Source organism: Rhodoferax sp. XS2R6 (assembly GCF_056521365.1).
This window is the reverse complement of the sequence record NZ_JBWMAY010000004.1, coordinates 176,349-189,193: the sequence shown is the minus strand read 5'-3', so window position 1 is coordinate 189,193 and position 12,845 is coordinate 176,349. Positions and strand designations below refer to the sequence as shown.

The window sequence follows — 12,845 nt, the reverse complement described above, 5'->3', positions numbered from 1 at the left end:
CATGGACTTGCGTTTTGACAACAAAGTGGTGCTGGTCACCGGCGGTGGCGGTGGCATTGGGCGGGCCAGTGCGCTGGCCTTTGCCCGTGCGGGCGCCAAAGTGGCGGTAACGGACCGCGATGTGCCGGCCGGCGAAGAGACCGCCGCCCAGGTGCGTGCGCTGGGTGCCGAGGCGCTGTTTGTGGCCGCCGACGTGGTGCAGGCTGCGCAGGTGCAGGCCATGGTGGTGCACGTCGTGGCGCACTTTGGCCGACTGGACTGCGCCTTCAACAACGCCGGCATCGAGGAAGAACACATGCGCCTGGCCGACTGCGAAGAGGCCACGTTTGACCGCATCCTGGGTGTCAACGTCAAAGGCGTGTGGCTGTGCATGAAGTACCAGATCCAGCAGATGCTGGCCCAGGGTGGCGGCAGCATTGTCAACACCGCCTCGGTGGCGGGCCTCATTGGCGCGCCCAAGATGTCGGCCTATAGCGCCAGCAAACACGCGGTCATCGGCCTCACCAAATCAGCGGCGGTGGAGTACGGCCGCAAGGGCATCCGTGTCAACGCGGTGTGCCCCGGCGTGATCCGCACCCAGATGTTTGACCGCGCCGTGGCCGCTGATCCCAAGGTGGGGCCGGCAGTGGCCAGTGCGCACCCGATTGGCCGCATTGGCGAGGCCGACGAGGTGGCCGCCGCTGTGTTGTGGCTTAGTTCGGACGCGGCCAGCTTTGTGACCGGCCTGGCCCATACGGTGGACGGCGGGATGACCTCGGTCTGATCTGCCAGAGGTGCTTTACGCCCCGCCCGATGGGCGACTTTGGCGGCGCAACCACGCCACGATGGCCGGGCCGTACATGATCATGGCCAGTGCGCCGCCAATCAACGGCAGCGCCAGGAACACCCAGCCGGTGAGCACTTCCTTGCCAATCAGCACGCCCACCACTAGCGCCACGGCGGGGTTCACAAACGAGTAACTGCCGGCCACGGCGGCCGTGGTGTTTTGCAGCAGCCACAGGTAGGCGTTGAGTGCAATCAGCGTGCCAAACACCAGCAGGTACCACCAGGCCAGCCAGGCTTCATGCGTCACGTTGCTCAAGGCGTTCTGTGGCTCGATCAAGGACGCAGCCACCACCCCCATCAGCCCACCGGCCAGCCACTCGGTGGCCGACGCCATGGCCGGGCCCGGCAGGTCCAGCTTGCGGGACGCATACGAGCCCACGCTCCAGCACAGCGGGGCACCAAAGGCGGCCAGCGCGCCCAGCCAACTGGCCGAAAAGTCGCCTTCCATGGCCAGCAGCAGGGCACCGCCCACCCCCAGCACCAAGCCAATCCAGCTCGTCATGGGTACACGCTCGCCGCCCAGGCGCGTCCACAGCGCCAGCCACATGGGCATGGTGGTCACCACGGTAGCCATCAAGCCGGAACCAATGCCGTGCTGCTGGGCAAACGCCACCAGGTTCATGGCGCCAAATACCATCAACCCGCCCACCACAGCCGCGTTGCGCCACTGGCGCCAGCTCGGCAGCTTCTCGCCGCGCCACAGCGCCCAGGCCAGCATGATCACGCCGGCCAGCGTGAAACGTGTGGCGTTCATCCACAGCGGGGGGAAGCTTTGCACCGCAATGCCAATGGCAAAGTAGGTGGTGCCCCAGACGATGTAGACCAACCACAGCGCCACCATGAGACGCCAAAAAGGAGACAAACGCCAGCCGTGCTGAATATTGAGTGCCGAAATCATGAATAGTCCGTAAAATTTACGGCAACAAGCGCCGATAGGCGTGATATTACTAAAAAATACGCCCAATGCAAGTAATTATTCAGACAGATGTCATCGACGCCAAAATTCTTACGGCTTTGGGGGAAGACGGCCGACGTTCTTACGCCGAGGTCGGGGCCGAGGTGGGCCTGTCCACCGCCGCCGTGCATGAGCGCGTGAAGAAGATGCTGGAGCGCGGTGTGATCCGCCGCTTCTCCATCAGCGTAGACCCGCTCACGGTGGGGCTGAACTTCACAGCCTTTGTGGCCATCCGCAATGACGGTGGCACACACTGCCGCGACATTGCGGCGCGCTTGCGTGAGGTGAGTGCGGTGCAAGAGCTGCACAGCGTGGCCGGCGAGTACGATTTGCTGGCCAAGGTGCGCACAGCGCACGCACGCGACCTGGAAGCGGTGCTGCTGCAGATCAAGGCGATTCCCGGTGTGGCGCGCACCACCAGCACCGTGGTGCTGAACACCGAGTTTGAAGACCAGCCGCTGCGCTTGGGCGAAGCCTAAACCGCCACCCTCACACCAGCCATTGCTGCATATCCACCGTGGTGCGTTGGCCCACGGCGCTGGCGTGCTTGGCCAGCCACTGCTGACCGCGGTGCAGGCCCTGGTCGTGCAGCAGGTTCAAAAAGCGCGCATGCGCCAGCATCTTGGTCTCGCTGCGCTGCAGGCTCTCCAGGTTGCTGGAGTCAATCATGTGAAAGCGCACGCTGTGCAGGCGCTGCTCCAGCGGGCCCTGGTGCTGGGTGACGTGGGCCGCGTCCTGCACGCGGGCAAACATCTGCATCTCGCGCATGAAGTGGGCCTTAAAGCCCAGCTCCTCCATACGCGCCTCAATCTCATCCATGGTGTGCGGCGTGCCTTCGTGCTTGAGCGGCGCCAACAGCACCAGCAGCACATCGCCCGCTGCGCAGTCGTAAAACAGCGGGAACACGGCGGGATTGGCCGCAAAACCACCGTCCCAATACGGTTCACCCTCAATCTCTACCGTGTGGTGAATCTTGGGCAGGCAGGCCGAGGCCAGCAGCATGTCCAGCGTCAGCTCGTGCTCGCGGAACAGGCGCAGCTTGCCGGTGTTGACCTGGGTGGCGCCGACAAACAGCTTGAATGGACTCTCGGCGCGCAGGCGTTCAAAGTCGATCTGGCGTTTGAGCAGGCTGCGCAGAGGGTTGATGGCCAGCGGGTTCAGCTCGGTGGGAGAAAAGAAGCCAGCCCATTGCGCCAGCATCTTGGTGGCAGGCGAGAGGCTGATCGCATCGCCCCCGCCGGTGGTCAGCATGCCCCAGGGCAGCTGCTGGCTCACCTCGGTCCAGAACTGGGCCAGCGCTTCGCGTGCGCCTTCGCGCCCACCCGTCATCCAGCCCTGCGCCATCACCACCGCATTCATGGCGCCGGCGCTGCTGCCGCTGATGCCCTCGATGTGCATGCGCGGGTCTTGCAACAGCGCGTCCAGCACGCCCCAGGTAAAGGCGCCATGCGCACCGCCGCCCTGCAGGGCCAGGTTGATCCGGGCGGGAGCCGGGGTGCCCAGCCGCGTGCGCCACAGACGCTTGAACAGGCGGCTGCCAGCAGACGGCAAAAGGCGCCGGGCGGAGGTGGGAAGGTCGATCACAGGAAGTCCTTTCGTTGCACACGAGGACATGCAGCTGCGGACCAGTATAGGGTTTTCCCTTAATTCCCCCACCCCAGGGGGCAAAGGCTAGACCGTGCCGCTCTGGCGCGTCTGGCGGAACTTCTGCTCCAGCTCGTGGCGCAGTTGTTTGCGCATTTGCGCGGCCTCAAAGCGGCGCACCTCGTCGGGTGTCTCGGGCTGCAGGGGTGGTACGGGCGCGGCCTTGCCGGCATCGTCCACCGCCACCATGGTGAAGAAGCAGCTGTTCACATGGCGCACTTCCTGGGAGCGGATGTTTTCGGCAATCACTTTGATTCCCACCTCCATAGACGACTTGCCGGTGTAGTTGACGCTGGCCAGAAAGGTGACCAGCTCACCCACATGGATGGCCTGCAGAAACAGCACCCGGTCCACACTGAGCGTGACCACGTAGCGCGAGGCGTAGCGGCTGGCGCAGGCGTAGGCCACCTGGTCCAGCAGTTTCAAAATAGCGCCGCCGTGCACATTGCCAGAGAAGTTGGCCATGTCAGGCGACATGAGCACGGTCATGCTGAGTTGGTGGGTGGGGAGGTTCATGGCCCCGAGTGTAAAAGAGCGGCCCCGCCGGGCTATATTGCGGCCCATGCACGCCCCCTTGTTTGACGCCAGTGTTCCCGTGTTCCGCCGCTACCTGTTGCAGCTGCACGCGCTGCTGGTGCGGGCCGCACAGCACGACCGGCCCACGCCCCCCCTGCTGCAGGCGCGGCTGGCGCCCGACATGCTGCCGCTCGCCGTGCAGGTAGAGGTGGCGGTGAACTTTGTGTTTCGCGCCTGCGCGCCGCTGGCGGGCCAGGCGCTGCCGCCCTTTGGTGAGCCCCGCCAAAATTTCGCCGCGTTGCAGGCGCGCGTGGCCGAGGGCCTGGCCTTTCTTGACACACTGGCTCCAGCTGACTTTGCCGATGCCGCGCAGCGCCAGATCAGCGACCCGGCGGGCGAGACCACAGTCACACTCGATGGCAGCACGTTTTTGCAGCAGTACGCACTGCCCAACTTCTTCTTTCACACCAGCATGGTCTACGCCATCCTGCGCCAACAGGGCCTGCCCTTGAGCAAGGGCGACTTTGATGGCTGGCATGTCTACACCGCTGGGCAGGCTCGCTGATGCACCGCCCACATTTGCCCTACCGCAGCCTCCTTGCCTTGGCCGCTGCAATGGTCTGCAGTGCCTCTGCCTGGGCCCAAGACGCCACCGAGGCGCCTTCGCCTGATGCACTTTGGGTCAATGTGGGGGCATTGACCTACCACTCCAACCAGAGCAAGGGCTACAACGAGAACAACTATGGCCTGGGCGTGGAGTACCAGTTTCGCCCCGACACCTCGGTCATGGTGGGCAGCTTCTACAACAGCGTGCGCCGTGACACCCACTACGCCGCCGTGAACTGGCAACCCATCGCCCTGAACGACTGGAAGCTGGGCTTGGCCGTGGGGGTGATGAATGGCTACCCAGCCATGAAGAATGGCGACTATTTTGTTGCCGCCTTGCCCATGGTCAGCTACGAAGGCCAACGTTTTGGCATCAACCTCAGCCTCATCCCCAGCGTGGCCAAGATCGACGGTGCGCTGGTGGTGCAAGTGAAGTTTCGCCTGTTCTAAGCCCTCTTACGCATACAGCCCGTGCAGGTACCAGGGTGCGTCTTGCGCGCAGGGCACTCCATCTGCTGTCAGTCGCTCGCGGTACACCCACACCAGCCCCGCCTGCGGGCTGCGGGCGATGAAGTAATCGCGCAGCACCGGCGTGCCGTCCAGCCAGCCCGCCTCCAGCCGCTGCGGCCCCACCAGCAGGGCCAGCGGCCCCTGGTACTGGGGGCAGTGGTCGCGCACCGGCAGACGCTGCGGGCTGGGCAAGAGCCAGGTAGGCCAGACACTGGCCTGGGGGTGCAATTCATAGTCTTTTAGGCCTCTAGCCCTTATAGATATTGCGCAAGCAGCTCCTGATTTCATAGCATTTTGTGCTGGCGTATCGGCCTGCCACGGCGCCCAACGCTGCATCTGCTCGGGCCGGTGGTCGGCCAGCGGGGTGGTGCATTGCACCTGCGCAGCGCCCAGGCGTGCGGCCAGGCGCTCCAGCGTCTGGTGCAGGCTGTCACCCTTGCGCACCTCGTCGGGCAGCAGGCTGTGGCTCTCGCCGGCCAGCGGCTGGGTCTGCAGGCTGCGCAGGCGCAAGTACAGCACGGGCGCGGGCAAGGTCACGCGCGCCAGCTGCTCGCCCAAGATGCGCTGCAGGTGCGCCATGTCTTGCGTGGCCTGGGCGGTGCGCAGCACCAGCCGGCCCTGCTGGCCGCCGGTGTGGTGGGCGTCCACATGGCGGGTGTTGGCGCGGCGCGCGTCCAGGTCCCACAGCAGCTCCAGTGCCAGCACGCCGCACTGGCGCGCGCGCAGCCACACCAGCAGCTGTGCCAGCAGGCGGCGCGCGCCAAACAGCAGGGCCGGGGCCGACTCCACACTGGCCGCCAGCTCCAGCGGCGCGTCAAACACCTCGGGCAGCGTGAGCCAGGGGTAGACCTCGGGGCGCTGACCATAGGCCTGGTCCAACGCATCCACCAGCCCCGCACCAAAACGCCGCACCAGCCCGCCACGCGGCAGCGCATGCAGCTGGCCCCAGCTGCGCACGCCCAGGCGCGCCAGCGTGGGCAGGTGCGGCCGGGCGACGGCCAGCACGTGCACCGACAGCGCCTCGGGTGCCACATCGCGGCCACCCCACAGCCGCCCCAACGCTATCAAAGACGTAGCGCCTTGCGCAGTCTCCATGGGCGCTAGAGGCTTTTTTGGTTCAAAAATCTGCTGCAACAAGGCGCTGCGCCCGCCAAACAGGCGCTCGCTGGCCGAGATCTCCAACACCAGCGTGTCCTCCACGCGCGCCACCAGCGGCGTGAAACGCAGCGCCCACCAGGCCAGCGCGGTGTGCACATCGGCCAGGGTGGGCTCGGACGGGGCGGCGGCATCAGGCGTGGGCCGCAGTGCGATCCAGTGCATGGGCACCCTCCGCCGCCAACAGCACGGCCAGGCGGGCCGCGCGCGCCTGCAGCTGCAGCGGCTGGGCCAGCGGCGGGCCACGGCGCTTGACGATCTGCACCGCCAGCGCGTCCAGCCCCGGGCTCTGCACCGGCGGCTGGGGCTGCAGCACCAGCCGCAGGGCCGCGGGCGAGGCGTCGGCCTGCAGTGCGGCCGGGCGCATCACAAACAGCAGCTTGTGGTGTTCGGCCGCGGCCATCTGCAGGCGGCGCAGCTGGTCGCTGCGCGCCTGCGGCAGCCAGGCCAGCACGGCGTCCACCTCGGCACAGCGCAGCAGTTGTTCGGTGGCCCAGAGTCGGCCGTCCTGCGCCGCGCCCGTCGCCCCTGTGGCTCCGAGCGCCCCGACGGCCAGCAAGCGGTTGGCGCGCAAGCCCAGCGCCGCCAGGGCTGGCGCAAACGGCAAGTAGGGCGCGCCCACCAACACCACCGGCCCCTGGCCACAGCGTGCCAGCACCGGCAGCAGCAGCCGCCATTCGCTGTGCACGCCAGCGGGCTGCAGCAGCTCCACCAGCGCCCCCACGGGCCAGCCGCCGCCGGGCAACTGCGCGTCCAGCAGCGCATCGCCCGTAGGCTGCACCGCCTGCGGGCTGCCAGCCAGCGCGTGCGCGTGCCAGACATCTGCGTGGATGTCCTGCGGGTCCGGCGAACTAGTGGTAATGCGCGCAAGGCTAGTCATGGCAAGGGGTTTGGCTTATAACTGTATTTATAAACAGTATATGGAAAACGCCCCTGCTATCAAAATCAAGAACAGACTTGCAAGCCGCTGCGGGGGCTGCCGCGGGCCGGGCTTTTGGGGGCTTTGCTAGAGTGGCCCGCATGACCACCCTGCCCGCTTTCTGCACCCCCGTCCCGCTGGACAAAGCCTACCGCCTGCTCAACCACGGCCCCACCGTGCTGGTGTCATCCGCCCACGCGGGCCAGCACAACGTCATGGCTGCGGCCTGGTCCATGCCGCTGGACTTCAGCCCGCCCAAGGTGACGGTGGTGATCGACAAGGCCACGCGCACCCGCGCGCTGGTGGAAGGCAGTGGCTGGTTTGCCCTCAACGTACCGGCGCGCGGGCTAGCCCAAGCCACGCTGGGGGTGGGCAGCGACAGTGCGGCCGATACACCCGACAAGCTGCAACGCCACGGCATCCAGACCTTTGCCGTGGAAGGCAGCGAACTACCGCTGGTGCAAGGTTGCGTGGGCTGGCTGCTGTGCAAGCTGGTGCCCGAACCGCACAACCAGCAAACCTACGACCTGTTCATCGGCGAAGTGACCCAAGCCTGGGCCGACAACCGCGTGTTCGTCAACGGGCATTGGGAGTTTGACAAGGCGCCCGATGAGCTGCGCACCTTGCACTATGTGGCGGGCGGGCAGTTTTTTGTGGTTGGGGAGGGGGTGAAGGTGGGGGAGTGAAATGAAAAAAGGAACCAAGATACCTTTCCATCACACTAGGCTAAAAATTCCCATTATTCGAAATAAGCTTTGTTCTTTCAACCGTTCTAGGACACACAAATGCCACTCACTCTATTTGGATTCCAAGATCGACCACACGAGTTTGCTGTTACGAAAATAGGCGCCCCCATACAGGACTGCGCATTTGTATTGGACTTCAGTCGCCGCATAGAGAGGATTCGCTTTCTTGGAGTTACAAACCGATGGCTGGGAGTAACGACGGGTTTACTTGTCCCTGTAGTGCATCGAAAAGAGTCCAAAGGAGGGTTCTTGATCAGTGTTCATCGTGGGCAACCATACTTTTCGGATATTCCAAAACTTTGGCGCGAACACTACGGCTCCGCACGGGAAATCGCGCCAGAACTAGTCGATGGGCTAACAATCCTTACTGACTTCGGCAGGCACTTCCCCGAAGACTGCTAAGGACGATACATCTACGAAGGCGTGGGCGACCCCTCACATTCCAAGCCATCGACTATCGATCATTACAACGTTTATATCCAGCACGAGCCGAATTGAAATCTAACCTACGCAGGCTCCTCACGGCCTCCGGTAACTCACCTGCTGCTTCGCCCAGTAAGTCGACTTGAGGTTATCCAGCCGCACCGTCCCGCCCGTAGAGGGCGCGTGCACAAATCGCCCCTCCCCCACATAAATGCCGGCATGCGTAGCGCGGCCGTTCTGCGCGAAGACGACCAGATCACCTGTGCGCAGACCTGGCGCTGGAATGTTGGTACCCCAATCAATCAACCCTGCGGTGGAACGCGGTGCCACAACACCCGCGCGCTGTTTGTAGACATAACCAATGAGGCCGCTGCAATCGAACCCACTGGCCGGGGTGTTGCCGCCATAGCGGTAGGGTGTGCCCACCAGGCCGATGGCCATGACAGTGACGTCGTTGGCTTGTTCCAGCGTCAGGCGGCCAGCGGGTTGGGGCGCGGCCACCGGCGGTGCTGATGCTTGCGGCACCGAGGAGCACCCCGCCAGCACCACGAGCACGCCGGCCATGAGCATCGCACCCATATGCGCAAACCAGCGACTTGCGCTTCGCACCGCTGCGCTTCTCACAATCCGTCCACCTTCTGCCCAATCTCTGGCCAGCGTTTGCGGATAAACATCCAGGCCACCAGCCCCAAGCACATCATCAGCACCGATGACGTGGCCAGCGCCACGGTGGAGTGCATGACCAGGGGCGAGATGACACCGGCCACCAGGCCGTTGGCGGTAGACCCCACAAACATCTGCAGGCTGGAGGCCATGCCGCGGCGGTCGGGGTGCAGGTCCAGCACCAAGAGGGTGACCACCGGCACCATCATGGCCCAGCCAAAGGCGAATATGGCGATGGGGAACAGGGCCCAGCTCACGTGCGCCTTGAAGACCAGATTGGCGGCCAGGTTGAGCAAACCGATGATGAGCATGATGAGGAAGCCATTGCGGATCTGCCGTTTGGGGCTGACCTTGCCGGCCACACGGCCGCTGACAAAGGCGCCGCCCATGATGCCGCTGATGGTGAGCACAAAGAACCAGAAGAACTGCTGGGGCTGCAGGCCCAGGTGGTCCCCCAAAAACACGGGGGCGCTCAGCACATACAAAAACATGCCGTTGAACGGAATGCCGCTGGCCAGCGCCAGCAGCACAAAACGCGGGTCGGAGCCGAGCTGCCAGTAACCGGCCATGAGGTTTTTGGCATGGAAGTGCTGGCGGTCGGCAGGGCGCAGCGTCTCGGGCAGCAAGAAGTAGTTGGCCACCCACAGCGCCACGCCCACTGCGGTCAGAAACCAAAAGATGCCGTGCCAGCTGGCGTGCACCAGCAGCCAGCCGCCCACCATGGGCGCAATGGCCGGTGCCACCCCAAAAAAGATGGTGACCTGGCTCATGACCTTTTGCGCCTGCGAGGGCGGATACACATCACGAATGACGGCGCGCGACACCACAATGCCCGCGCCTGTGGACAGGCCCTGCATGGCGCGAAAAAAGATAAGTTGCCCAATGCTCTGCGCCAGCGCGCAGCCGATGGACGCGATGGTGAACGCAGCCAGCCCCCACAGCACCACCGGGCGGCGGCCAAAGCTGTCAGAAAAAGCCCCGTGGAACAGCGCCATAAAAGCAAACCCAAACAGGTAGGCGGACAGCGTTTGTTGCATCTGCACCGGCGTGGCGCCCAGCGACTGGGCGATGCCCGAGAACGCGGGGATGTAGGTGTCGATGGAAAACGGACCCAACATGCCCAACAGGGCCAGCAGGATGGAGAACGCCCATTGCGGGGCGCGCCAGAGTTTGAGGGCGTCGGGGTTCATGGCGAGGGGAAAGTGGGCTGTGCAGCGGGCTATTGAAACACGGCCAGCGCGGGCATGTGTTTATCCAGATCAAGCCAGCGCCAGGCACGCGGGTTTGCAGGTTATGCTTTATTTGCCCATCAAACTAAAGGATGTGTGTGAAGTCGCTGATTGCTTTCGTGTTTGGATTGCTTGTGTGGCCTGGTGCAGGGGCTGCTGACATTGCCGTGTTCAGCGGCGATGGTTCGCCGCCCAAAATGTACGTGCAAGAAGGTAAAAACCGCGGCATTCTGGTCGACATCCTGCAATACGCAGACCAACAGCTACACGACGACAGCCTGCGTCTGGCGCTCTACCCCTGGGCCCGCGCGTACCTGCAGGCCTCGTCGGGAGACGGCGGCATTGTCGGTTTGTCATGGACACAGCGCAGGGACGATTTGTTCGATTACTCGGAGCCGCTGTTTTTTGACGAGGTGGTCGTGGTGGTGCGCAAGGGGAGCGAGTTTCCGTTCAGGACGCTGAGTGATCTGCGTGGCAAGCGTGTGGGCATTGTGCGGGGTGCCAGTTATGGCGAGGCTTTTGAGAAAGCCCGCGATGCGGGCGTGTTTGTGGTGGATGGCGACAACGGGGCCAGCAACCGGCTGCACAAGCTCGTGGCGGGGCGCATTGACTGCGCACTTTTTAATGTGGGCAAGGCGGGTTTTGAAGAAACCTTGCGCATCCACAAGGAGTTTTTGCCCTTCAAAAACTCTCTGGTGGTGCTGCCCGTCCCACTGCGCAGCGACCCGAACTTTCTGGCGTTTCCAAAAAGCATGCACATGCGGCCTTGGTTGACCGAGTTCAACCAGGTCATCAAACGCGGCTACACGCGCGGCGATATTCCCAAAATCATTGCACAGAACCTCGGCTCCTAGCCTGCACCGGCTTGCCCGCAGCTCAGGCACGCACATGCCCCGAAAAGGCGGCATACTGCGCAGAGCTTTCGCATTGCGTTGGAGTGCATGAGAAGGAGATGGCCTTGAAAAAAATCCTTGGTGTTCTGCTGGGGCTGTTGCTGGCAAGTGCGGCCTGGGGCATGGAACTCACCATCTTCGGCGGTGACAGCTCTCCCCCCAAGATGTACCTGCAAGACGGCAAAAACCGCGGCATCCTGATCGACATCCTTCAGTACGCGGACCAAGAGTTGCGCGAAGACGAACTGCGCATTGAGCTCTACCCCTGGGCCCGCGCCTACCGTTATGCAAGCAGCGGTGTGGGCGGAGTTGTGGGCCTGTCATGGACACAGGAGCGTTCTGCCCTGTTTGATTACTCAGACCCGGTGTACGTGGACGACGTGGTGATTGTGGTGCGCAAGGACAAACAGTTCAGCTTCAAGGAGCTGGCCGACCTGCAAGGCAAACGCGTAGGCCTGGGGCGCGGTGGCAGCTACGGCGAGGCGTTTGAAAAAGCCCGCGAGGCGGGCCTGTTTGTGGTGGATGGCGACGGTGGCGCCGCCGACCGCATCAACAAACTGGTGCTGGGTCGCCTGGACTGCGCGCTGTTCAACGCGGGCAAAGCCGGGTTTGAAGAGCTGCTGCGCAGCAACAAGGCCCTGGAAGGGCTGCGCGACATGCTGGTGGTACTGCCCGTGCCGCTGCGCAGCGACCCGAACTTTCTGGCGTTTCCCAAGAGCATGCAGATGAAGCCCTGGCTGGCCACGTTCAACCAGATCATCAAACGCGGCTACACACGCGGCGACATTCCCAAAATCATTGCGCAGAACCTCGGCTCCTAGCCGATGCCGGGCCGCTGCAGCGCTGCCACACGCGCCTGAAATCGCGCGCCGAGGCAAACCCACAAGCCTGCGCCAGCCGCTCCTGCGACAGCGTGGGGTTGTGCGTCAGCATCTCCTGCGCCCGCGCGATGCGCAGCTGCTGCTGGTAGGCCACCACGCTGATGCCGGTGTGCTGCGCAAACAGGCGGCTCAGGTGGCGCGGGCTCACACAGGCCACCTCCGCCAGCTCTTCCAGCGTCCAGCCACGTTCGGGCTCGCGGGCCACGGCGTCTTGCGCGCGGTGCACTGCAGGGTGCATGTGGTTGCGGTGCGCCAGCCAGGGCGACATTTGTGGGTCGTGCGCGCCGCGGCGCTGGTACATCACCAACCGGCGCGCCACACGGGCCGCCAGCTCGGGGCCTGCGGCCTGCTCCACGATATACAGCGCCAGATCAATACCGGTGGTGATACCGGCGCTGGTGAGCACCCGGCCGTCGTCCACAAAGATGCGGTCGGTCACCACCTGGGCGGTGGGGGCGCAGGCCTGCAGGTCGGTTATGAGGGTGTGGTGGGTGGTGCAGTGCCGCCCATCCAGACAACCGGCCTGCGCCAGCAGCAGCGCGCCCGAGCAGATGCTGGCCAGCCGTGTATCGGCCTGCGGAGCGGTCTTGAGCCACTGCACCACGGTGCGGGCGGCATCGGTGGCGTAGTCCACCACCTCGTTGCTGTTGCCCACCACCAGCACCAAGCTGCGCGGTGGCAGTTGTGCAGGCAAGGGCTCCAGGCCCGACAGACTGGTGCTGAGCGAGGTAGTAATGTGCGCCTGCGGCCCGCAGGTGTGCAGCGCAATGCGCGCGCCCATGTCTCGCGCCATACGCAGCGCCTCGGCCGGGCCGGCGTAGTCCAGCATCAGCACATTCGGCGTGAGCACCAGGTAGATGGAAAGTGTCAGGTCTTCCAT

Annotated in this window: 15 protein-coding genes; 7 read left to right on the top strand and 8 right to left on the bottom strand. The window is 64.2% G+C overall.

All coding sequences use genetic code 11. The features are described 5' to 3' along the window. The first annotated feature begins 1 nt into the window (after position 1). Positions 2-763, top strand: a complete 762-nt coding sequence (locus tag AC097A_RS14640; protein WP_479621408.1) for an SDR family oxidoreductase — start codon at positions 2-4, stop codon at positions 761-763. 15 nt (positions 764-778) lie between these two features. Here the strand turns inward: AC097A_RS14640 and AC097A_RS14635 are convergent, their stop codons facing one another. Further along, positions 779-1,723, bottom strand: coding sequence for an EamA family transporter (locus AC097A_RS14635; RefSeq protein ID WP_479621407.1), 945 nt, complete (start codon positions 1,721-1,723; stop codon positions 779-781). Positions 1,724-1,788: 65 nt separating this feature from the next. On the opposite strand from AC097A_RS14635, the gene AC097A_RS14630 reads away from it, so the two are divergent. Further along, positions 1,789-2,259 (top strand): Lrp/AsnC family transcriptional regulator, encoded by a 471-nt coding sequence (locus AC097A_RS14630; protein ID WP_479621406.1) that lies wholly within the window; start codon positions 1,789-1,791, stop codon positions 2,257-2,259. A gap of 10 nt (positions 2,260-2,269) precedes the next feature. Here the strand turns inward: AC097A_RS14630 and AC097A_RS14625 are convergent, their stop codons facing one another. Together AC097A_RS14625 and AC097A_RS14620 are read right to left on the bottom strand one after the other, a co-directional pair. Continuing rightward, the gene (locus tag AC097A_RS14625) at positions 2,270-3,364 is read right to left on the bottom strand and encodes a patatin-like phospholipase family protein (RefSeq protein ID WP_479621405.1); all 1,095 of its coding nucleotides are present in this window, start codon (positions 3,362-3,364) and stop codon (positions 2,270-2,272) included. Positions 3,365-3,451: 87 nt separating this feature from the next. Then, positions 3,452-3,940 carry an acyl-CoA thioesterase gene (locus tag AC097A_RS14620; protein ID WP_105262197.1) on the bottom strand — a complete coding sequence of 163 codons (489 nt, stop codon included), beginning with the start codon at positions 3,938-3,940 and terminating at the stop codon, positions 3,452-3,454. A 46-nt stretch (positions 3,941-3,986) separates the two neighbouring features. Here AC097A_RS14620 and AC097A_RS14615 point away from each other — a divergent pair, with 46 nt between their 5' ends. Continuing rightward, entirely contained in the window at positions 3,987-4,505 is a 519-nt protein-coding gene (locus AC097A_RS14615; RefSeq protein ID WP_479621404.1) for a DUF1993 domain-containing protein, read from the top strand. Beyond that, complete coding sequence (locus AC097A_RS14610; RefSeq protein ID WP_315494885.1) at positions 4,505-4,996, top strand: hypothetical protein; 492 nt, start codon at positions 4,505-4,507, stop codon at positions 4,994-4,996. Before AC097A_RS14615 ends, AC097A_RS14610 begins: the two co-directional genes overlap by 1 nt. 6 nt (positions 4,997-5,002) lie before the next feature. Here AC097A_RS14610 and AC097A_RS14605 read toward each other — a convergent pair whose 3' ends face one another. Together AC097A_RS14605 and imuA are read right to left on the bottom strand one after the other, a co-directional pair. Further along, complete coding sequence (locus AC097A_RS14605) at positions 5,003-6,376, bottom strand: Y-family DNA polymerase (protein ID WP_479621403.1); 1,374 nt, start codon at positions 6,374-6,376, stop codon at positions 5,003-5,005. Then, positions 6,345-7,091 (bottom strand): translesion DNA synthesis-associated protein ImuA, encoded by a 747-nt coding sequence (gene imuA, locus AC097A_RS14600; RefSeq protein WP_479621402.1) that lies wholly within the window; start codon positions 7,089-7,091, stop codon positions 6,345-6,347. The genes AC097A_RS14605 and imuA overlap by 32 nt, the downstream gene beginning before the upstream one ends. 140 nt (positions 7,092-7,231) lie before the next feature. On the opposite strand from imuA, the gene AC097A_RS14595 reads away from it, so the two are divergent. Continuing rightward, positions 7,232-7,816: a flavin reductase family protein gene (locus tag AC097A_RS14595; RefSeq protein WP_479621401.1), complete on the top strand. Its 585-nt coding sequence runs from the start codon at positions 7,232-7,234 to the stop codon at positions 7,814-7,816. Between the two features lie 579 nt (positions 7,817-8,395). On the opposite strand, the gene AC097A_RS14590 is transcribed toward AC097A_RS14595, so the two are convergent. Together AC097A_RS14590 and AC097A_RS14585 are read right to left on the bottom strand one after the other, a co-directional pair. Then, the gene (locus AC097A_RS14590) at positions 8,396-8,878 is read right to left on the bottom strand and encodes a C40 family peptidase (RefSeq protein WP_479621400.1); all 483 of its coding nucleotides are present in this window, start codon (positions 8,876-8,878) and stop codon (positions 8,396-8,398) included. Positions 8,879-8,919: 41 nt separating this feature from the next. After that, on the bottom strand, positions 8,920-10,152 hold the full coding sequence (locus AC097A_RS14585; RefSeq protein ID WP_479621399.1) for a multidrug effflux MFS transporter: 1,233 nt from the start codon (positions 10,150-10,152) through the stop codon (positions 8,920-8,922). Positions 10,153-10,310: 158 nt separating this feature from the next. On the opposite strand from AC097A_RS14585, the gene AC097A_RS14580 reads away from it, so the two are divergent. Beyond that, positions 10,311-11,045: a substrate-binding periplasmic protein gene (locus AC097A_RS14580; RefSeq protein WP_161499947.1), complete on the top strand. Its 735-nt coding sequence runs from the start codon at positions 10,311-10,313 to the stop codon at positions 11,043-11,045. A 104-nt stretch (positions 11,046-11,149) separates the two neighbouring features. Next, a complete protein-coding gene (locus tag AC097A_RS14575; protein ID WP_315479511.1) occupies positions 11,150-11,905 on the top strand; it encodes a transporter substrate-binding domain-containing protein in 756 nt (251 codons plus the stop codon). On the opposite strand, the gene AC097A_RS14570 is transcribed toward AC097A_RS14575, so the two are convergent. After that, a complete protein-coding gene (locus AC097A_RS14570) occupies positions 11,880-12,845 on the bottom strand; it encodes a GlxA family transcriptional regulator (RefSeq protein WP_479621398.1) in 966 nt (321 codons plus the stop codon). The genes AC097A_RS14575 and AC097A_RS14570 overlap by 26 nt on opposite strands.